Annotated in this window: 11 protein-coding genes and 3 tRNA genes; 3 read left to right on the forward strand and 11 right to left on the reverse strand. The window is 35.4% G+C overall.

Features of this window, described 5'->3' with window-relative positions:
• Window positions 1–171: 171 nt before the first annotated feature.
• The 10 genes from FND99_RS17620 to FND99_RS17665 all read right to left on the reverse strand — a co-directional run bounded on the left by FND99_RS17620 (window position 172) and on the right by FND99_RS17665 (window position 17,378).
• A complete protein-coding gene (locus tag FND99_RS17620) occupies window positions 172–2,037 on the reverse strand; it encodes a glycoside hydrolase family 35 protein (protein WP_144339254.1) in 1,866 nt (621 codons plus the stop codon).
• Between the two features lie 119 nt (window positions 2,038–2,156).
• Entirely contained in the window at window positions 2,157–5,129 is a 2,973-nt protein-coding gene (locus FND99_RS17625) for a glycoside hydrolase family 2 TIM barrel-domain containing protein (protein WP_144339255.1), read from the reverse strand.
• Between the two features lie 25 nt (window positions 5,130–5,154).
• Entirely contained in the window at window positions 5,155–9,126 is a 3,972-nt protein-coding gene (locus tag FND99_RS20265; RefSeq protein ID WP_211356642.1) for a beta-galactosidase, read from the reverse strand.
• Between the two features lie 200 nt (window positions 9,127–9,326).
• On the reverse strand, window positions 9,327–10,937 hold the full coding sequence (locus FND99_RS17635; protein WP_144339256.1) for a RagB/SusD family nutrient uptake outer membrane protein: 1,611 nt from the start codon (window positions 10,935–10,937) through the stop codon (window positions 9,327–9,329).
• 26 nt (window positions 10,938–10,963) lie between these two features.
• The gene (locus FND99_RS17640; protein WP_162615574.1) at window positions 10,964–14,260 is read right to left on the reverse strand and encodes a TonB-dependent receptor; all 3,297 of its coding nucleotides are present in this window, start codon (window positions 14,258–14,260) and stop codon (window positions 10,964–10,966) included.
• Window positions 14,261–14,491: 231 nt separating this feature from the next.
• Window positions 14,492–15,673: a FecR family protein gene (locus tag FND99_RS17645; RefSeq protein WP_144339258.1), complete on the reverse strand. Its 1,182-nt coding sequence runs from the start codon at window positions 15,671–15,673 to the stop codon at window positions 14,492–14,494.
• 90 nt (window positions 15,674–15,763) lie between these two features.
• Window positions 15,764–16,360, reverse strand: coding sequence for a sigma-70 family RNA polymerase sigma factor (locus FND99_RS17650; protein WP_246074242.1), 597 nt, complete (start codon window positions 16,358–16,360; stop codon window positions 15,764–15,766).
• Between the two features lie 663 nt (window positions 16,361–17,023).
• Window positions 17,024–17,097: transfer RNA gene (locus tag FND99_RS17655), tRNA-Arg, on the reverse strand.
• A 32-nt stretch (window positions 17,098–17,129) separates the two neighbouring features.
• Window positions 17,130–17,204: transfer RNA gene (locus tag FND99_RS17660), tRNA-Pro, on the reverse strand.
• A gap of 90 nt (window positions 17,205–17,294) precedes the next feature.
• Window positions 17,295–17,378 (reverse strand) — tRNA-Ser (locus FND99_RS17665).
• Between the two features lie 238 nt (window positions 17,379–17,616).
• On the opposite strand from FND99_RS17665, the gene FND99_RS17670 reads away from it, so the two are divergent.
• Both FND99_RS17670 and FND99_RS17675 read left to right on the forward strand, forming a co-directional pair.
• Window positions 17,617–18,795, forward strand: coding sequence for an acetyl-CoA C-acyltransferase (locus FND99_RS17670; RefSeq protein WP_144339260.1), 1,179 nt, complete (start codon window positions 17,617–17,619; stop codon window positions 18,793–18,795).
• 66 nt (window positions 18,796–18,861) lie between these two features.
• Window positions 18,862–19,623, forward strand: coding sequence for a C40 family peptidase (locus FND99_RS17675; protein WP_144339261.1), 762 nt, complete (start codon window positions 18,862–18,864; stop codon window positions 19,621–19,623).
• A 242-nt stretch (window positions 19,624–19,865) separates the two neighbouring features.
• Here FND99_RS17675 and FND99_RS17680 read toward each other — a convergent pair whose 3' ends face one another.
• A complete protein-coding gene (locus FND99_RS17680; protein WP_144339262.1) occupies window positions 19,866–20,711 on the reverse strand; it encodes an AraC family transcriptional regulator in 846 nt (281 codons plus the stop codon).
• Window positions 20,712–20,830: 119 nt separating this feature from the next.
• Here FND99_RS17680 and FND99_RS17685 point away from each other — a divergent pair, with 119 nt between their 5' ends.
• A complete protein-coding gene (locus FND99_RS17685; RefSeq protein ID WP_144339263.1) occupies window positions 20,831–21,817 on the forward strand; it encodes an aldo/keto reductase in 987 nt (328 codons plus the stop codon).
• Window positions 21,818–22,047 lie beyond the last annotated feature (230 nt).

The following is a 22,047-nucleotide window of genomic DNA, read 5'->3' on the forward strand; positions in this document are numbered from 1 at the left end:
TGAAAAAGTTTTTGGGTGCTTTATACAAAGCTAATAAATCAATCAATATGTAACTTAAAACTGTCTTTTTTATTTTGAATTATTCTTTCCGATTTTCAATTTCTTATACATAAAAGGCGTTAACTTCACTATGAAGCAACGCCCTTTTTATTATTATTCTAAAATTTTCTGTTATTTAGATTCTTCTTTATCACTTCGCAAGTCCTCTAAAACTGGCGTTTCAATAGTCTTTACGCTTGTCTGAAGTTTGTCATTTTTTTGTTCAAAAATCACAATTTCATTGTTTCCTTCATTCAACCAACAACCAGGAACATATAAAGTTTGTTGTGGCCCAACGCTCCAATAGCGTCCAATATTTTTTCCGTTAATAAAAACAATTCCTTTACCCCACTCACGCATGTCAAGAAAAGTATCTCCTTTTTTAGACAAATTAAAAGTACCTTGATAAAGTGCAGGTTGACCGGCTTTAGCATTGTTTTTTGCTTCCGACAAATTTGGCATTTTGTCCATTGGCAACGGATACATATTCCAATCGCCTGTTATAGTCTCACCGTTAATAATTACGGGCGAAATTATACCTTTAGTACTGTTTATAATTTTTGCGCCGTAATTGATGCGCCCCATATTTTCGACAACAATATCCAAAGTAGCATTAAAAGGAACATCAATAGTACATTCATAATTTTTATAATAGCTGTTTAGTTCAGCTATTTTTTGCCCGTTAACATAAACTATCGCATAATCGCGAAGTCCGTTTAACTGTAGTTTTCCACTTATTGGCTGTTTGAATTTCTTGCTGTACCAAACATAGCCATGGCCTTGATTCAACTCTTCAAAAGTCAACGGAGTTTCATTGTTTATTGGTTTGATTTTGTTTTTAAACGATTCTAATGTTACTGCTTTAGTCAACTTGATTTCAGGAATTGAAATTACATTTATTTTTGCCGGAACTTCTGGTGTTTTAGCCGTTTTCAACAGATCACGAATAGCATTATATTTTTCAGTTGCCCAACCCGCTTCGCTTATTGGCGCATCATAATCATATGATGTAAGATCTGGCTGAATATCGTGGTTTCCATCATAGTTCGCACCAGAAGTAAATCCGAAATTTGTTCCTCCGTGAACCATATAATAATTGAAAGAAACTCCGCCATCAAGATACTTTTTAGTTTGTTTTGCTACTTGTTCAGCACTTACTTTTGGGAAAGGTTCTGCCCAATGATCCAACCAGCCTGGATAGAATTCTGCAACCATATAAGGGCCTTTTCCTCCGTTAAATTTATTTACGATTTCCTTCAATTTATCTACATTGTCTTCTCCATTAGCAGTTGGCAAAGCTCCGGGAAGAGCACCTTCTGCAAAAAGCCAGCTTCCGTCAGAAGTAAAAAATGGCACATTAAAACCAACATCTTTTAACTGTTGAAAAACAGCTGCGCTATATTTTTTATGTTCTTCAACCGGAATATCTTTACGTTGTGCTACATACGATCCGAATTCATTTTCACCTTGAACCATTATAATCGGCCCGCCGTTTGTAATCAATAAGTTTTTTACTTGTCCGTAAAGTTCTGTAAAATAAGATTTTGTCGCTGCCAAATATTGCTTATTATTTCCACGAATTACCATTCCTGGAACTTTTTGCAAAAACCACGGATAACCGCCAAATTCCCATTCGGCACAAACATATGGTCCCGGACGCAATATTACATAAAGCCCTTCTTCTTGGGCAATTTTTATATATTCGGCTATATTCCTGTTTTCGGATTTAAAATCCCAAACTCCCGGGGCAATTTCGTGATAATTCCAAAAAATATACGTTGCAACGGCATTTAGTCCCATTGCTTTCATCATTTGCAAACGATGACGCCAATATTCTTTTGGAATTCGGGCATAATGCATCTCTCCACTATGAATTTGAATGGATTTGCCATCTAATAAAAAATTGCCATTTGAAATTGCAAAGGTATGTTTGGATTGTCCTTTTGCATTTGCGGCCAGCAATAAGAAAATGGATAAAATAAGAAGACTTTTTTTCATTATGATGATATTTTAAATTATTATAAATTCTTAAATAACTGATTTATAAGTTCACTTTTATTCTTGCGGGTATTTACATTATTTTCCCTTTAAAAGAGACCGTTGATTAACGATAAAACTTACATTGAAATCCCGTATATTTCAATATCTTTAATCACTATTGTGCTATTTTTAGGCTGTACTTCTGAAAAAATAAATCTCAGAAATCGTATGTTTTTATAATCATAAAGCAACATTTTATAATCCTGACCTGAGACTTTTTTATCTTTAAAAACATTGGTCCATTCTGTACCATTTTCTGAAACTTCAAAAGAATAAGTGTACCAATCACTGTCTTTTCCCCAAATAATCTTACTGCCTTTTAATGTCTTTTTTTCACCAAGATCAATCTGCATGGTAATTGGCAAATCATTCTTTGAAGCTGTCCAACGTGTAGAAGAATTAGCATCTAAAATATTTTCTAAGCCTTTTTTTTCAATACCAGCAGACAAAACAAATTTATCTGGAGAAAGTTTTATAACCGAAAGAGGCACTTCAGATTTTACATTATTCAAAACCGTTTGCTCCGGATTAGTTTCTCTTTCATTCTCCCATTTTGCATGTTCGCCATCTAAAACATATTTTCCTTTATAGGGAATTGTTTTGACGACCGTCTTAGCTGCTTTAAGTCCAGTACTCGAAGCTTTAATCACAATATCACCAGCCTTAGTTCCTGTGCGAATAATTCCATAGCCAATTCCTCCTTCTGTTCTTTGTGAAGCGATATTAATTCTTGGAATATTGGCTCCTATTAAAGTTCCATTTCCTTCTACCTGCAAATCAATTTTGTAAGTTTCTAACGGATTTTTATTACTAAGAACTGTTCCGTTTTTATCGCATACTTTAACGTAAAAAGCCACCATATCAGATCCGTCAGCGACAGGTTTAATACCTCGATCTGCCACTTCAATTTCAAGATGATCGGCCACACCTGGCGTATTAACAATATGAGAACAAACAACTTTTTCATCCATTATCCCTTCAGCTCTTAATTCGCCAGGTTGATAATCGACCATTTTAAAATTAAAATACGGACTTCCTCCTTTGGCCACTATAAATGGCGCCGTTTTAGCATTTTCGATCCTTGTCATTTTATCAATTAAAATGTTGTTTCGGTACAATTTTACCTCATCACAGTTAGAAAATACAGTAATAACGGAATCCAGATCAGGGCGATTATTGTAACTGGCAATATATACCATTGGTCCATAAACAGGATTTCGCGCATTCTGCATCGCTTTCAGATAATAATACCCGAATTTTTCATAGCGATCTATATCAACTACTCCGCTAAAAGCAGTTATCGAATCAGAACCTCTGGTATAATCATTGAAACTCCATAAAAAATAACCTCCAATTCTTTTATTGGCATCCAATCTGGCATGATCCCAGTAAGCACCTTCTTCTTCCAACATACTTCCATTCAGCGCATTTTGCCTCAAAAAACATTGTGCCAAAAGCCCTTTTTCTGTGTAGATTCTAGAAGCACGAAGTCCATTTTCTTTTGCAGGATCAGCCATCCAAGTGTCTCCCCATTCTCGCGTTAATGAAGGCATCGTAGGCATAGGATCTGTACCATCTTCATTAATTACTTTATAACTTACATCATAGAATTTTTCTCCCTTTGCAAAGAAATCATCAGAAGTAAACATTTGATCGTTTGGCATTTCCTGATGTGCAACCTGTACAATTTCTTTAGCCCAGTAATCTGGTGTAGGGGATTCATTTAATGATGTTTCCCATAAAAAAATGGATGGACGGTTACGATCTCTTCTAATCATTTCCCGAACATTTTGATGCGTGCGTGCAATAAAAATGGAATCTTTATTAAAAAATTGCCAGCTTGGTTCGCATTCAATAACCAATAAACCTATTTGATCACAAGCATCTAAAAATGCTGGAGATTGTGGATAATGTGATGCTCTTACTGAGTTAAATCCTCCTTTTTTTATTTGCAAAGCATCGCGAAATTGCATTGAATTAGAAGCTGCATCCCCAATATTCTGATAACATTGATGACGATTGGCGCCACGCAAATACAACTTTTCGCCATTGATATAAAAACCATCTGTTTCTCCTTTTGGAGATTTAAAAGAAATCGTTCGGACACCAATTGTTGTGACTTTGACATCTGAAAGTTTCTTTCCGTCGTAAATTTGAGATACCACTTTATAAAGATACGGATGATCCGGATGCCATAATTTTGGTTTTAAAATCACGAGACTTTGCTGGAAATCCCTATCTCCTGAAAAATATTCTTTGCTACTAGACATTGCTACTTCAATGCCATTTTTATCTTTGATAACGGTCTTTAAAACAATTTCATTACTTGTTTTAGCCTCATTAACAACGTGAGTTTTTATGCTAACTTCGGCTTTCTCATTACTTACTTTTGGATAAGCAATAAAAAGTCCGCCACCTGCTATTTTATTTGCTTCAAGCGAATCAGAGATATACAATTTATTAGTAATATTTAGAGTGACATCGCGATATATTCCTCCATAATAATAAAAATCCAATCCAGATTGTGGCTTGCCTGGTGGCGTTTGTGGATCGTTTTCACTGGAAACTCGAACGGCTAAAACATTATTTCCTCCGAATTTAACTTTATCAGTTATATCAACCACAAAACCAATGTATCCACCATAATGAGTTGTTAGTTTTTCACCATTTAAAAAGATTTCGCAATTCATCTGAACACCATCAAAATTTAGAGTGATTCTCTTATCCTGATTTAATTTATCCACTTTAAAATACCTGCGATACCAGCCAATTCCCTGATAAATAATGTTATCGCCATTGTGTTTTTTTTCAAGGCTCATGGTATGCGGAATACTTACTGAAGTCCAATTTTTGTCGTTATAATTTACTGCTTCAGCATCTTTAGCATCACCTCTGAAAAAAGCCCAATTGGTATTAAAATTTAAACTAATTCGAGGATTATTTGCCGATGCATTCATTTCGTCGGAATTGGCTTTTTGTGAATACCCGTCAAAATTGCCTAGAAAAAAAACTATATTAAATACAAATAAATATCGAGTGAATTTAAACATGATTTTTAATTTTATACTTGACTATTCAATATTCTATTATTTCCAATCCTTTTATAGCGGCACCACTCTCTGTTTGACGAAGCTGAATGCTAATAACATTCTTTTCATTTTTTCCATAGCGTAACCAACATTCTGGCAAATAGAATTCGCGTTGTGGTCCAATTTCCCAATGTCTCCCAATGTTGTGCCCATTTAAATAGATATAACCATTTCCTGAAGCATTAATCAAAAGTTTCCAAGTGGCCGAAGAATCAATATTTTCAGGAAGATTAAATTCTGCTCGGTACCACGTAACTAAACTTGTAGGATTTGCTTTGATCTGAACTCCGTTGCCTTTTCTCAAAAGCGCAACATTTGTGTCAAGATTGATTTTTTTCCAATTAGAAGTTTTTAGCTCTGGCTTTTCAAACCCTTCGGTTATTCCAGTAATATTCTTGGCAACTTCCCATGTTAGTTCATAATTTATTTTGATTTGGGAATCAGACAAACCTGCGCGCTTAATACCCGCAAGCTCTTCCATAGGCATATAACCATGCGCATGACCTAAATTTTCATAAACAACTACAATTTCATTATTTCCTTCCTTCAACAATCCTGAAACATCAAACTGATTATCAAATACATTTGGTGCAATTCGCACGAAACAATCGCGAGTCGGCCAAGATTGAGCATCGGCTTTATCAGGAAAAATTCTTTTAGCAATTTGTCCATTGATTTGCGCGTTGACAATATCTCGGGAAAACATATTAAATAACAGCTTATTTTGGCTCTTGGCTTCGCTTGCCGTTAGTTTAATATTTGCTTTGTAATAAGTATATCTAAAGTCGTTTACTCCATTTTCTGACAAAGAAGTTTCTGTTTTCAAAGGCTCCCATTTCGCTTTTTCCAGTGGATCTTCCTTCATCGATACTTTTGAAATACGGACACTTTTTTTATTAATTGAAACTTTTTTATCAGTCTCAATATTTAAGGGCCACCATTTTCCCTCAGAAGCACTTTTTCCACCAGGAATCACCAGAATTTTTGCATCCAAATCGGCCAATTCGAAATCAACATCAAAAGAAGAAATATTTATCACTTCATTCTTTTTTACTTCATTTGTTTCGATTAATACTTTTTCGCCATTTTGGTTGATATTATAAATAGGCTCGCTGGTTTTGTTAATTTTTCCCGGAATCAGTGTAACTTTTCCTGAAAAAGGCTTTTTATCATCTGTATTATGCAGGAAAACGAATTTTGTCCCATCAGGAGCAATACGAACGCCACCAAAAAGATTTTTCGGAGCGGGTTTTCCATCAATCATCAAATTGCATGGTCCGCCTTCTGACTGCATTAATTTTGTTCCATATTCTTTTATAAAATCTCCAATTTTTTGTGCTACATAATATTTTGAGCTAAGAGCCCCATTTTCTCTTATTGGCGCATTATAATCGTACGAAGTCGTCATTCCGCGTGCTCCCCAACCTTCAAAATGAGTTCCTCCAAAAAACATGTATGCATTTAATCCCGATGCTCCGCCCAATAAACTCATTACATTGATGGCTTTATAATGACGCGCATCCGAATAATTATCTTCACTTAGCCTACCATTAACTAAAGAAAACCATCCGCCTTGAAGTTCCGTTACAAATCCGGGTGCATTAGGCTGTTTATTTCGAAGATCTGCCATTCTGATAGCGCAGCCCGGAGCTTCATTTAGCCCAACATAGTAATTATCACAATCAAAAACTTGCGAAAGTTCTGGATCTTTACTGTTACGACACTCATTTGTAAGACAAGTAAACATCGGAATATCAATCCCGTTTTCTTTTACAGAATTGTAAAGTCCATTGAGCAAAATCTCTTTATTTGCAGATTCATCGGCATCGTATTCATTTTCGATTTGAAACAAAATGATTCCTTTTTCTCCTTTTCCTTTTCTCGAAATTTGTTCATTTTCTAAAGCTTTACATACGGCTTTATACCAATGTTGCGACCATTTTATATGTTCTGGATCGGCACTACGAAGCCAAAAAGATTCTGTACCTGGCGTGTATTTTGCCAACCATTGCGGATATCCTCCTCCTGACCATTCTGCACAAATAAAAGGGCCTGGACGAACAATGGTGTAGAAACCAAATTCCTCGTGTGCCATTTTTAACCAAGCTAGCAAATCTGAAAAATCAAATTTAGAGTAGTCATCAATACTGTCCGGCATTTCACGTTCATGCCAGTTCCACGGCACGTACGTTTCTACAGTGTTGAATCCCGCTTCTTTTATCTTTTTAAAACGATCTCTCCAAAGTTCTTTTGGACAACGAAAATAGTGGAAAGCAGCACTGTACGTAAAGAATTCCTTTCCCTCAATAATCATCCCTTTTCCGTCATAACGAACTCTGTCCGGGTGAGCAAATTTCTTCGGAATTATGAATGCTTCGTCTTTCTTAAATGCATTTTCATTGTTAAAATGAAACCAATTGAAATCAGCAAAACCATCAATACCTGAAGTTGTAGTACTAAAATTGAACAACGCAAAACGATTCGCCGTCCAGTCTAAGCCAAGTCCCATTTTTAAAGTATTTCCAATAGGCTGAAATTTTTGACCATCTGTGCTGTATTCAAAAGTTGCGAGATAGTTTTCGTGCGTTACATTTGCTTTAAACCAAACTGTATTTCCGGTAAATTTTACAGAAGCTATGATCGTATCATTATTTACCATCACTATGTTTTTCTCTTTCCCCTTTTGTTGTACAGCAACGTAAGCGTATGGCGTTTGAAAAATCCCAAAACCTGCAGTATTCCCGTCTTTCAAGCCATTTGTCTGCATTTCTACGGTTCCCGTAGAAAAAGGGCCTTGCACTCTTTGTGTTAACGTATTTTGGGCTTCATAAAGTCGATTCGCTTTCAAAGCTTTTAGTCGCATATAACCTTTACGTTCTTTAAGTGACCACTTTTTATCATCAGGATTATGATTCCATTGCCATTGCAATCCAAGGTTTTGGACATTAAATTCATCAGATGTAGCGGGTACTTTAATCGAAGATGTTTCTTTAGTATTAGGCTTTTTATACGTTTCAACTCCCTTGCCATCAACTCCTAGCATTGGCCATCCATCAACCCAAGTCACAGGTTCTAAATTTGGAGTACGTCCTATGGGCCCGCGATCCTGCATTATGATAAACCACCAAGAACCATCTTTTAGCTGAACCATTCCGCCCTGATGCAAGCCATTACCTGGATAAGTATGGTCGTCATTAATTACCACTTTTGATTCATAAGGCCCATAAATAGTATCTGATCTCAAACATACTTGACGTCCTTTTGTACCGCCTGTAGAACCCAGAATATAATATTTCCCATTAACTTTATACATATGCGATCCCTCTAAATAAGGATATTCACGATTATTATAAATCTCTTTCTGAGGTGTTTTAACAGATAAAGCATCTGCATTTAATTCGGTTATATAAAGTTTTTGTTGCCCATGCGCCACATAAACTTTTCCATCATCATCAAAGAACAAACCCGGATCATATAAATATTCTGGAAATATGGTTCTTGTCCAAGGACCGTTTATATTTTTTGAAGTACAAATAGAGAAGTTTCCTTTTTCTTTATCCCAATTTGGAGTACAAAATCCGACATAAAACAATCCGTTATGATGGCGAATTGTTGCCGCCCAAGAACCTCTAAGATATCGATCACCGCCTTGCAAATTATAACGAGAATCCTCCTTGTATTTATCTACCGCATAACCGGCCATTTCCCAATTTACCAAATCTTTTGATTTTAAAATAGGACATCCCGGGACATAGTGCATACTGGTAGAAACAAAATAAAATTCATCATCAACCCGAATCAAATCAGGATCTGGCCAATCCCCCCACAGCAATGGGTTTTTAAAAGTTCCATCGCTATTATCTGCTGTCCATGTTTGCGAAACTGTTTGTACTTGTGCTGTAAGTATGATGGTTCTTGCAAAAAAAAGGAAAACGAATAACGAAAATATTTTTTTCATAATTACATTTTATTAAAATGGTTTTCAGGTGATCGCAAGCCAATTTTTACTTTTTTAAAACCAAATGACAAGATAAAATCTAATGCATGTATGAGTTAAAAAAATATAAATAGGCAAACGATAAAAATTGAAAAGAGGAGCACGAGCTCCTCTCTCAACTCAAATAAAATTAAAAACTACATTAACCAATTATATAGTATTTAGTAACCTGGGTTTTGTTTTAGGTTCTTATTAATATCAATTTCCTTTTGTTTAATAGGCAATAGATAGTGTTTAGGATTCGTAAAAACACGTTTAGTAACTTCTTTTGTTGTATTTGGCTGCAAAGTCAGATTTCCATTAGTAGGATCAACAGATCCTTCTGAAATTCCTTTCACGATTCCGGGCATCACTTGCTCTGCAATTTTCCAACGTCTTATATCAACAAATCTTACTCCTTCAAAAGCCAATTCTACTCTTCGCTCTCTACGGATTAACTCTCGCATTTTGGATTGATTATTATAAATCGTTTTATCGACATTAGGCATTCCTGCTCGGGTTCTTACTTTGTTGATGGCGTCATACACTGATTGGTCAAGTTGGTTCAACTCAATTTTAGCTTCAGCAAAAGTCAATAAAACCTCGGCGTATCTAATTACCATTACTGCTCCACCCACATTGTCAATATCAGTACCATAATCAGTACCTCTATAATCATCAAGATTAGAAATGTATTTTTTAAGATTATATCCAGTTTGTGAAGTGTTGTCCATTACCAAATTGTAATCGTCGTCACCTCCATAAGGATTAAAATAAGATCCCATGTAGTAAGATCCTGGTCTAATGATACTCATATCTAAACGTGGATCTCTCTTTTTATAAGGCTGCAAGGGGTCATAAGTAGGATCTTCTTCAATTGTTTTTCCATTAATGGTTTCGTAGCTATCAACAAGTGCTTGTGTTGGAGCATAAGAACTCCATCCTCCTTGCGATTTTGGAGCGTACACAATTGGATACCATTCTGAATTAAGGTCTTTCAAAGATTGGCAGTTTAGCAACGTTTCTTGATTATCATGATTTATTGGTCTGAAAAGCTCTTCAAAATTTGGAAATAAAGAGTAAGTAAAAGGAGCACTCATCAATAAAGCAGAAGTGGCAGCCGCTCCAGCATAATCTCCCTGAATAAGCTGAATTCTTGATTTTAATCCAAGAGTAGCACCTCGTGTAATGCGTCCAATATCAGAACCAGTATAGCTAACAGGCAATAACGGTGCAATTTCATTTAATTCCGAAATAACAAAAGCAATAACCTCTTCTTTAGGCGTGCGAGTAACTGTATTTGCCTCCGCAGGAGTTAGCGCAGTTTTAACCAAAGGAACATCTCCATAATAGTTCGTCATTTTATAGTATTGATAAGCTCTCAAAAAACGAACTTCAGATTTCATTCTATTTTTTAAGTCTTCGCTTAAAGAAGATGCCGGAGTTTTATCAACATTACTTAGGAACCAATTACATCTCTGAATGGTTTTATAGCTCCAAAAATTAGGAAACCATTCGTCACCCGGGCTAATTAATCCGGAAGCCATTGGTTCATATCCATCCCATCCAAACTGATCAAAACCATTGTCAGTAAAACAGTCGTCTCCAATAATACTGGCTCCAGATTCCCATCCTGCATAACATCCGTTTAGAGCTGCCAAAGCATCGGCTTTTGAAGACCATAATGAAGCATCGCTGTAAGCATCTTTTGGAGCTCGTTCTAAAAAGTCATCCTGACAGCTTCCCAAACTTAGGAATACTGCAAAAAATATAAAAAGAAGTATTTTCTTCATAACGTATTTTTTAAAAAAGTCTTTAATTAAAAATTGACACTAAGTCCAATTGAGTTTGTAATCACCTGTGGATAACTGTAAATACTAGCGTTAGAACCTACCTCTGGATCAATCCAAGAGTAAAATTTGGTAAACGTTAGAATATTCTGTCCGCTGTAATAAATTTTGGCATTAGCAATTCCAATTTTTTTATTCAAGCTCTCAGGAAAATTAAAAGCAATCATCAGCGATTTCAAACGCAGATAAGAAGCATCTTTTACCCAAAAAGAAGAAGGTGTACTTTCAGGATCATTTTGTTTATACGAAGTCCATAATCTAGGGAAAGAAGCATCTGGATTATCAACCGTCCAGCTGTCTAAAAATGCCGTTGTTGGCTTAGAACTAGATCCTCCAATTTGCCCAATCATAGTTGATACATTGGCTTTTACACCAGCTGCCCCTTGAAAAAATGCAGAAACTTCAAATGCTTTATAAGTTGCCCCAATATTGAATCCGTAAGTTGTTTTAGGAAAATAGGTGCCTAAGTATGTTCTGTCATTAGCATCAATCTTGCCATCTTTATTGATATCTTCATATTTCAAATCTCCAGGTCCTGTTGTAGCACCTTGAGTAGCATGATCATTTACTTCTTGTTGTGTTCTAAATATGCCCTCAGCTTTATAACCGTATAGTGAATTAATTGGGTATCCAACTTGTTGGAATGTTATACTTCCTGCACCCACTATTGGTCCTACACCTTTTAAATCGGTAATTTCATTATTAATGTAGGTAAGATTGGCTCCCAGATCAATTTTAACCTCATTAATATTTGTATTGTATTTTCCTGAAAATTCCCAGCCTTTATTAGATACAGAACCTGCATTTACAACTGGAGCAGTTAATCCGTAAACTTCTCCAACTGGTAAAGTCATCAAAATATCGTCTGTTTTTTTAGTAAAATAATCAACAGTAAATGACAAACTGTTATTTAAAAGCGTGACATCTAATCCGAAATCTGTAGCCGTTGTAGTTTCCCATTTGGCATTTGCATTAGCACCATCGTTTGGAGCAATACCTGGTGCCAAAGACTGATTGAAAGAATAATTTTGTCCAGATTCAACGGTTGCATAAGTTGGATAATTAGAAGACGCTTGCTGGTTTCCTAATTGTCCCCATGATGCTCTAAATTTCAACGAATTAACAACTTCTTTGATTGGTTCAAAAAATTGCTCGTTTGAAATATTCCAACCTGCAGAAAACGAAGGGAAAGCTGCCCATCTGTTGTCTCCGGTAAAACGAGAAGAACCATCATATCTGTAATTCGCTTCAAATAAATAACGGTCGTTATAGTTATAATTGAATCTTCCAAAATAACCTTGTAGAGCCCAATCATTAGAATATCCTTCTGTTTTTTGTCCCGAAGATGGCCCTGCGTTAATTTCGGTCAACTCATTATTTAAGAAATCCTGACGATAAGCCGACATGAATTGATAAAGACTATATTCTTTAGTAGCGCCGCCTAAAAAATTAAAATGATGTTTTTCTCCAAGATCTAACTTATAGTCTAATAAAGCCTGAATATTATAATACGTATTTTTATCAGATGTTTGATATAATTGATTTGGTCCCTGAGTTTTAGTTGCTGCGCCAGTAGTCTGACTAAAATACTCGATTTTTTCCATGAATTGTTTTCTTTCGCCTGTAGTGCCACGATATTGCAATGCAGGTCTAAAATGTAAATTTTTCACGACTTCCCAATCAGCACCAAAATTAGCAGTAAGTGTAGTTGCAATGGTTTTATTTTCAGAACCTGAGTTCAGCCATGCCATTGGATTTCCGTCTCCAACATAGCCATATTGGCCATTTGGATACTGATTTACTACTGTATTAGAAATACGATTAAGCAGCTTTAGCATTGAACTAAAACTAGGCGCATAAGAACTAATTGGTTCAACTGTTGGCATATATTGGTAAGCAAGATTACCGTTTATGCTGAACTTGTCAGTAACCTTTGTATTAATATTAAATCTAGTTGTAGCTTTTTGGTTTCTCAATCCATCAACATTGCCATACTGATCAAAATATCCTAAAGAAAAAGAGTACTGTGAGTTTCCATCGCCTCCGCCTACTCTAAGATAATGATTGGTTTGTAGTGCTGCGCGGTTATAAAATAACTTCAACCAGTCAGTATTAGGATAATTATACGGATCACTTCCATCCTTTAATTTTTGGATTTTGTCAGCGCTCCATGGTAAATTATCAACAGATGTTCCTTCATTTAACTTTGCTTGGTTAAACATCTCTGCTTGTTGCCACGACGGTAAATATTCCGGCAACGGTCCTAAATTCTGCAATCCTGTATTCGACTCAAAATGAACCTGAACCCCTCCTTTTTTTCCTTTTTTGGTTGTAATTAAAATTACTCCATTTGCGGCTCTAGAACCATATATAGCAGATGAAGCGGCATCCTTTAAAACTGTAACATTGTCAACATCAGAAGGGTTTACCTCACTCATTGATGCAATTATTCCGTCAACAACCACTAAAGGATTACTGTTATTTAAAGTTCCGATACCACGAATTTTAATAGAAGCTCCATCTTTCCCTGGCTGACCATTTGTAGTGGTTACAGTCACTCCGGACATCGTTCCCTGAATTCCCGTTGTTACACTTGTGATTGGACGATTTTCAAGCGCTTTTTGATTTACAGATGCCTGCGCGCCTGTTAAGGTTTTCTTTTTTTGAGTTCCATAGGCAACTTGTACCAAAACCTCATCTAATTTTTGTTTCTGAGGCAATAAAACAACTGATAAAAATTCATTTTTAACCTTTATTTCCTGCGTTTCCATCCCTACATAAGAAACAACTAATGTGCTATTTGCTGATGAAACTGTGATCGAAAAATTACCATCCATGTCGGTTTGAGCAGAAGCAGTTCCGTCCTTCTCTGTAATGTTGGCACCTGGAATAGGCAAACCAGTTTCATCAACCACTTTTCCTTTTATCTGCTTTTGAACCGCTATCGGATTTGTGTTGACTTTTGGTTTTTCAGTATTCAATGCAAACGAAATTGTTTTGCCTTCAATGATCCATGTAATGGGCTGATTTTCAAAAGTAAGTTTTAATACTTTTTCAATTGGAGCATTGACAACATTTAGCGAAATAGGTTTGGCATTTTTCAGAATTTCGACATCATAGAAAAAAACATAATTGGTTTGATTTTTTATAACCGATAACACTTTCTTAATTGCGACATTCTTTCCAGAAAAAGTAACGGTTTGTGAAGATACTGATGCCGAAACTTGAAACGTAAGGGCAATAACCAGTATGGATGTTAATTTCATAACTGTCCGCGTTTTTGATGACAGCCAATAATTCTTTGGCTTTGGTTTTGGTAATAATTTCATACTTTCGTAATGGTTTTGGTTAATAATAAATTCTCCTTGCTTGGTTTGTTTACTTATTTTCTCATAACTGTTCCTTATTTTGAGGAACAAGCCAGCTAATGCTACCAACATTTGCTGGCTTTTTTTATGATCAATAAATACTATTTTAAAAGGATTTCTCCCTTATATTTAATCTGGCATCACCCTTAAAATCTTATCTTCGATTTTAAAATGAACTTTGTTTTTTTCTAAAATCCTCAATACTTGTGACAATTTTAAATCTCTTTGAATTTCTCCTTCAAACGCTCTCGAAGGCACACCATTTTCATAAACAATATCTACATCATACCAACGGCTCAATTGGCGCAAAACCAATTGAAGATTTGCATTTTCAAAATAAAACAAACCATTTTTCCACCCAATTGCTTCATCTAAATTGACGTTGTCATTTACAGCAATAACTCCAGACTTCTGTTTTTGAGCTTGTTGTCCTGGCTTTAGAATTATTTTTTTACTTTTTTCAGTAATCAAAACGCTCCCTTCTAAAAGGGTTGTATTTACAGTAGCTTCATCTTCGTATGCATTTACATTAAAATGAGTTCCTAATACATTGATCTGCATATCATTTACAACAACCTTAAAAGGTTTAGTTTTATCTTTGGCAACTTCAAAATAAACTTCACCAGTTATTGCAACTTTTCTCTCGTTTGCCGCAAATGAAGTAGGAAAAGTAATTGACGATGATGCATTTAGCCATACTTTTGTTCCGTCTGATAATTCTAAATGATACTGGCGTGCTCTAGGAGTAGTCATGGTATTATAAACCACTTGAGCATCATTATTTGCTTCATAAACCAAACCACCATTCGTTTTAGAAATAGTTGTATTGTTTTGATTAGCCAGCAATCCGTTCCCAACACTGTCTAAAACTATTTTAGAACCATTTGAAAGAGTGAGTATGGCACCAGTTTTACCTGCATCTTTATCATTTATTTTTTTTGATGCCAATACCTTTAAATGTTTGCTATCATTTTGAAAAAGAAAATAAGTTCCAAGCCCTACAACAAATAAAACACTTGCCGCTGCCATTATTTTTCTCCAATTAAAGAAGTTTATAACTGGAAAATCTAAATCATCAGATTGAGAAAAAGCATCCATTCTCCTCTTCAGATTTGTTATAAATTTTTGGGTCGCTTCAGGGCTCGCAGTGTGAATTTCAACTGAATCATAATTTTCTCTCAGAACAGCATCAAATTCTCCAGAATATTCAGGATCATCAAGCATAGCAAGTAATCTTGCTTTCCCTTCGGGCGAGATTTCTCCCGAAACATATTGTTCCATAAGTAATTTAAACTCTTCTTTTTGATACATAAGCAAAAGGGTTTTGTGCGACCTAAACTAGCCTTCAATTATAAAGACGCAAGTAGGTTGAAAAAGTGGCAATGAAAAAATGATTTTTTTTCAAAAAAATAGTAAACTATATAAAATACAGAGCAATACATCGACATTGTATTGTTTATGCAGGTGGTTTCTCAGGAAGTTTAACGATTGTAACAAATGCCATCGCACTGTTCTGGTCGCAATTCCTAATTCTTTACTGATATAGTCGGTATCGCGTCCTTCCATTCTGCTAAGCAAAAAGACAGAACGCCTTGGTTCCTGCAAAAGTGCGGCGCCTTCGTTTATTATTTCCACCAACTCTTTAAATTCATATTGATCGTCCGGATTAAAGAACAACTCCTGTAGTTTTTCGCCCTTTAATGAATCTGTTTCTACCAGTTTTTTTCGAATATGGCTAATGATCAAATTTCGACTCACGATGAAAAGATAATTATCAAAACTGTTGACATCAAATAATTTTTCACGTTTATCCCAAATTTGAATAAAAACATCTTGCGTCAATTCTTCGGCAATTGGATAAGACTTCACATAACTAAGCGCATGTTGCAGTACTTTTTGCCAATATTTTTCAACAAGCTGAGTATATATCAATTCGTTTCCTTCTGCTACTTTAGATAAAGCAACAGATTCAGATAAAGAAATCAACTTTGAGGACATATTACTCACTATAGCATTTTTTAAAGTAAATAAACCTTATTAAAAACAGCATTTTTATAAACTCAAATTAAGAAAGTGACAACTGTGTATAAAACTTTGTCTTTCTTTGACAATTACAACATTATTTACATATTGGAAACAACATTTTTAAATTTACTATTTTTAAATTTTCAACAGTTAAAATCCAAGTACTTAGTTTTTATGTAATTTTAACACATCAAAATTTATAAATCAATAAAAATTATCATCATTTACCGCCAAAAATATATATTAAGTTTTAATAAAAAAAGAAATACAAAGAAAAATGTGCTCGTACACATAAAAGATTATGATTTTAGAAAAAAAACAAATAGTTTTTGAATACTTGGTAAAAAACTCCATCAGTACTGAATTATCAATAAATACCGTAGTAATCATTTGAGTGTTAAAAAGTTAAGATTTTCCCTTTAATTAGAGAATTAATACAAAGAGAGATAATAAGAATTCTTTTTCTGAGTCTATAATTCGAATAAAAAAGCGTTTTTGAAATTCAATCTAGAGACCCAAAAACTGGAGATTTCTTTTTTATTCACTTTCACTTTTATTAGTGATGATAGTGACAAGATAACTCATTTCAAGAAGAGATACAAAACAAAAAAGCCACTCGATTTGAGTGGCTTCTTGTGAACGCAGAAGGATTCGAACCTTCGACCGCCTGCTTAGAAGGCAGGTGCTCTATCCAGCTGAGCTATGCGTCCATTTGTTTCAAAACTTTATGGTAAAGTTTCCGTCGGGGTGGCAGGATTCGAACCTGCGGCCTCCTGCTCCCAAAGCAGGCGCGATAACCGGGCTACGCTACACCCCGAATTAGACATAGATTTGTATCTGTGGTCTTCCCGATCTTAATCGGGACACAATAACCGGGCTACGCTACACCCCGAAGGCAAAATTTAAGCGGAGAGACAGGGACTCGAACCCTGGCGACGGTTACCCGTCGACAGATTAGCAATCTGCTCCATTACCGCTCTGGCACCTCTCCAAGCTCAAGAAACGTGTTCTGTTTTGCGGTTGCAAATGTAAGACAACATTCCATATCTCACAACTATTTTTGCGCTTTTTTTAAAGTTTTTTTCATCTTTTTTCTAAAACAGTTCACAATCAAACGAATAGAATTAACAAAAATTTCATCTTAAATTTAAAATCGCCCTATTTGACACAAAATTTGAATTTGTTCAAATAAACAGTAAATTTGCTTGATTAACTAATATTAACAGAAAATGAACAAAAGAGTTGTTATCGTTTCTGCCGTTAGAACACCTATCGGAAGTTTCATGGGAGGGTTATCTACCGTACCCGCACCAAAATTAGGCGCTGCCGCTATTAAAGGAGCCCTTTCAAAAATTAACCTAGACGCAAAATTAGTTAATGAAGTTTTCATGGGGAACGTAATTCAGGCTGGCGTTGGACAAGCTCCTGCTCGCCAAGCCGCGCTTTTTGCTGGTTTGTCTGAAGAAGTTGCTGCTACAACAGTAAACAAAGTTTGCGCCTCTGGAATGAAAGCTGTAATGTTTGGCGCACAGGCAATTGCTTGTGGAGACGCTGAAATCGTAGTGGCTGGCGGAATGGAAAGCATGAGCTTGATTCCTCACTACGTACAAATGCGTGCAGGAAACAAATTTGGTCCTGCAACAATGCTTGACGGAATGCAAAAAGATGGTTTGACAGATGCCTACGATAACAACGCAATGGGAGTTTGCGCTGATTTATGTGCAACTGAATACAACATCAGCCGTGAAGAACAAGATAATTTTGCAATTCAGTCTTATGAAAGAAGTGCAAAAGCTTGGGATACCGGAAAATTTGACAATGAAGTCGTTCCTGTTGAAGTGCCTCAAAGACGTGGTGAACCAATTATTTTTTCAAAAGACGAAGAATATACTAATGTAAAATTAGATAAAATTCCATCTTTAAGTCCTGTTTTTACTAAAGACGGAACTGTAACTGCTGCAAATGCATCGACAATTAATGACGGAGCTGCGGCTTTGATTTTAATGTCTGAAGAAAAAGCAAACGAATTAGGAATCAAACCTCTTGCCTACATAAAAGGTTATGCAGATGCCGCTCAAGAACCAAAATGGTTTACTACGAGTCCGGCAAAAGCATTACCAAAAGCTTTGGACAAAGCCGGAATTTCAATTTCAGATGTTGATTATTTTGAATTCAATGAGGCTTTCTCAGTTGTTGGCTTAGCCAATTCAAAAATCTTAAATCTTGACAACAATAAAGTGAATGTAAACGGTGGAGCTGTTTCTCTAGGACATCCTCTTGGAGCATCAGGAGCACGTATTATCGTAACTTTATTAAACGTTTTAGAGCAAAACAATGCAAAAACTGGAGCTGCAGCAATTTGTAACGGTGGCGGTGGAGCATCTGCAATTGTTATCGAAAAAGCTTAAATACTATTAAAACAAATTAGGAGTTATTGGTTTAACTCCTAATTTTCAACTTATAAATTACCCTAAATGTTCGGAATTTGCAATTTAGCCATAGTACCCGTTCGAGCCGAAGCTAGTGACAGAAGTGAAATCGTTACACAGCTTTTGTTTGGCGAGCATATCGAAATCTTAGAACGCCATAATCAATGGGCAAAAATCAAAATTCAGTTTGATGATTATGTAGGCTGGGTAGATTCTAAACAATATCAGGTAATTTCTGAGGCAAATTATAATCTGTTGAGCAAAGAAGCAATTATTCTTAATGCCGATTTAATTGATTACATCACTGCTCCAGACAATTTATTGCTCCCAATTCCCCTAGGAGCATCATTATCTTTTTTAAATAATAACGAAATCAATATTTCAAATTTTGATTTTGAAGGGACAAAAACCAGTGGCATCAAACCAAAAAGCGCGTTAATAACCACCGCTTTTATGTATTTGAATGCTCCTTATTTGTGGGGTGGAAAAACGCCTTTCGGAATCGATTGTTCTGGTTTCACTCAAATGGTTTACAAGCTGAATGGCTACAAAATTCATCGTGACGCCTCGCAACAAGCACTTGACGGGGAACCTTTAAGTTTTATTGAAGAAAGCGAACCAGGAGATTTGGCCTTTTTTGATAATGACGAAGGAAATATTATTCACGTCGGAATCATAATGGAAAATAACTACATCATTCACGCAAGCGGAAAAGTACGTATCGACCGTTTAGATCACACCGGAATTTACAATCCAGAAATAAACAAACACACGCATAAACTTCGTGTAATCAAGAAGATTATCTAAGGGCTTTGATTTTATATCGAAAAATTGAATAAAGTACGCGGATAAAACAGATTCGCTTTGCGAAAACGCGGATTTTTACGGATTCTTGTTTTTTTCTCTCGCAGATTGAGCAGATTATGTAAATTTATTTTCAAATCTGCCTAAATCATTCAAAATCTGCGTATAAACAAAAAAATCATTTAATCACTTTAATCTGTGGCTAAAAATTAGTGCAAATTCGAGAAATTAGTGGCAAACAAAATCTATGCACTCAATCGAATCGTTTTTCTAAATTCTGAAGGACTGTAGCCTTTTTGCTTTTTGAAAAATTTATTGAAATGGCTTTCATCGGTAAAACCAAATTCATACGCAATTTCGTTAATTCGCTTATCGCTGAATTGCAAACGATGTTCAATCAGTTTCGTTTTATAATTGCTGATATACTGTTGCATCGTTTCATCGGCATGTTTTTTAAAATAACGTCCTAAATAAGTATTCGAAATTCCGAAATAATCACTTATCGACTCCGCTTTAATTTTCTCAGGATAATAAATATTCGTCTGAATATATTGCAGAATATCCATTGCTTTCGCTTCCGTTCCCACATTTACTTGCTCAGGAAGATATTTCGCAATATTTCTAGCCACAATAATAATCAACGTATTCACCAATTGCTGAATCAATTCCTGATTGTAAATATCCTTATCTTGGTGTTCTCTGCAAATCGCTTCAATCATTACTTTCACCAAACATTTATCGGCATCATTTTTCAAAATGCAACCCGGTTGGTGATTCGCGTTCTGAAGAATATATTCCAAACGCTGCACATTCTCGTTTTGCAGACTCGAATTCTTCAAATAAATATCATTAAACCTCAAAAAGAAAAACTTCGTTTTGGTTTCAATTGTAAAATTATGACAATCCTCAGGCGTCAATAAAAACATATGTCCGGCATCATATTCAAAAATATTTTTATTGATGCACTGCCTTCCTGTTCCGTTTAAAATATAGACTAATTCAAAAAAATTATGACGATCGCCAACATCCGGATATTCATCTAAAGTTTCAAAAGAAACGGTAAACGGTTCGTATAAATTTTCTTTTTTCATGAGTTGTGAATTATTTGAAGTTGCAAATTTACATAAAAAAGACAAATTTATACAAGTTTACACTCTTAAAAATGGTATAATTTTGCCAAGTGAAATTTAAGATTTAAAAATACAACATTATGGAATATAGAAAATTAGGCAATACTGAACTTGAATTATCAGCAATTACATACGGCGCATTTGCCATTGGCGGAAACATGTGGGGCGGAAATGAAAAGAAAGATTCAATAGAATCTGTTCGAGCTTCTATCGATCATGGCGTTACCACAATCGACACCGCTCCTTTTTACGGATTTGGTTTAAGCGAAGAAATGATTGGCGAAGCAATAAAATCGTACGATCGCTCAAAAGTACAATTGTTGACCAAATTTGGTTTGGTTTGGGACGGAAGCAACAACGGAAAAGGCGATTTCTTTTTTGATGCCGACGATAACGGCAAAAAAGTTCCTATTTACAAATATTCATCAAAAGCAAACGTAATAAAAGAAGTTGAGGAAAGCTTAAAACGTCTTCAAACCGATTACATCGATTTGCTTCAAATTCACTGGCCAGACTCCACTACTCCAATTTCTGAAACCATGGAAGCCATTGAAACTTTAATTCAACAAGGAAAAATCAGAGCTTTTGGTGTAAGCAATTATAGTATTCCGCAAATTCAGGAAGCGCAAAAAACAGTTCAAATTGCTTCAAACCAAGTCGCTTACAGTATGCTGAACCGCAAAATTGAAACCGATTTAATTCCGTTTACAGTGTCAGAAAACATCGGAATCATTGCTTACAGTCCAATGGAAAGAGGTTTATTGACTGGAAAATATTTCACCGACAGCAAACTAAAAGAAAACGATCACAGAAATGGTTATTTCGGACAGTTTGATCTTCAAAAAGTAAAAACTTTAGTCGAAGAATTGAGTTCATTAGCAAACACAAAACACATTTCTATTTCGCAATTGGTTTTACGTTGGACAAGTTTACAAAAAGGAATTGCAGTTGTTTTAGCCGGAGCAAGAAACGCAGAACAAGCCATTTCAAACGCAAAAGCAATGGATTTCGATTTATCAACTTCAGAATTGGAGTTTATTAATCAGGCAATTTCTAAATTTAAATAATATTTTAAACACATAGATACATAGTTTTGCTTTGTCTATAAAGGCGTTTCACTTGTATTAACAAACATAGTCAATTTAGTTTGTCATTTCGAGGAACGAGAAATCACACTAGAAACTCCGCAAACTAAGTCGCCAATCTTTATAGAGCTTCTCGCGGAGATTCCTCGTTCCTCCTTTAGATTTGTTTTTTGAAATTTTGAGTAGATTTATGATTGAGAAAGGAAGCAAAA

The sequence above is a fragment of the Flavobacterium daemonense genome (assembly GCF_007341385.1).
GTDB classification, from domain to species: domain Bacteria; phylum Bacteroidota; class Bacteroidia; order Flavobacteriales; family Flavobacteriaceae; genus Flavobacterium; species Flavobacterium daemonense.

Coding starts and splice junctions, on each gene's coding strand:
- FND99_RS17620 (WP_144339254.1), bottom strand. CDS start 2,037: ATGAAAAAAAGTCTTCTTATTTTATCCATTTTCTTATTGCTGGCCGCA.
- FND99_RS17625 (WP_144339255.1), bottom strand. CDS start 5,129: ATGTTTAAATTCACTCGATATTTATTTGTATTTAATATAGTTTTTTTT.
- FND99_RS20265 (WP_211356642.1), bottom strand. CDS start 9,126: ATGAAAAAAATATTTTCGTTATTCGTTTTCCTTTTTTTTGCAAGAACC.
- FND99_RS17635 (WP_144339256.1), bottom strand. CDS start 10,937: ATGAAGAAAATACTTCTTTTTATATTTTTTGCAGTATTCCTAAGTTTG.
- FND99_RS17640 (WP_162615574.1), bottom strand. CDS start 14,260: ATGAAATTAACATCCATACTGGTTATTGCCCTTACGTTTCAAGTTTCG.
- FND99_RS17645 (WP_144339258.1), bottom strand. CDS start 15,673: ATGTATCAAAAAGAAGAGTTTAAATTACTTATGGAACAATATGTTTCG.
- FND99_RS17650 (WP_246074242.1), bottom strand. CDS start 16,360: ATGTCCTCAAAGTTGATTTCTTTATCTGAATCTGTTGCTTTATCTAAA.
- FND99_RS17670 (WP_144339260.1), top strand. CDS start 17,617: ATGAACAAAAGAGTTGTTATCGTTTCTGCCGTTAGAACACCTATCGGA.
- FND99_RS17675 (WP_144339261.1), top strand. CDS start 18,862: ATGTTCGGAATTTGCAATTTAGCCATAGTACCCGTTCGAGCCGAAGCT.
- FND99_RS17680 (WP_144339262.1), bottom strand. CDS start 20,711: ATGAAAAAAGAAAATTTATACGAACCGTTTACCGTTTCTTTTGAAACT.
- FND99_RS17685 (WP_144339263.1), top strand. CDS start 20,831: ATGGAATATAGAAAATTAGGCAATACTGAACTTGAATTATCAGCAATT.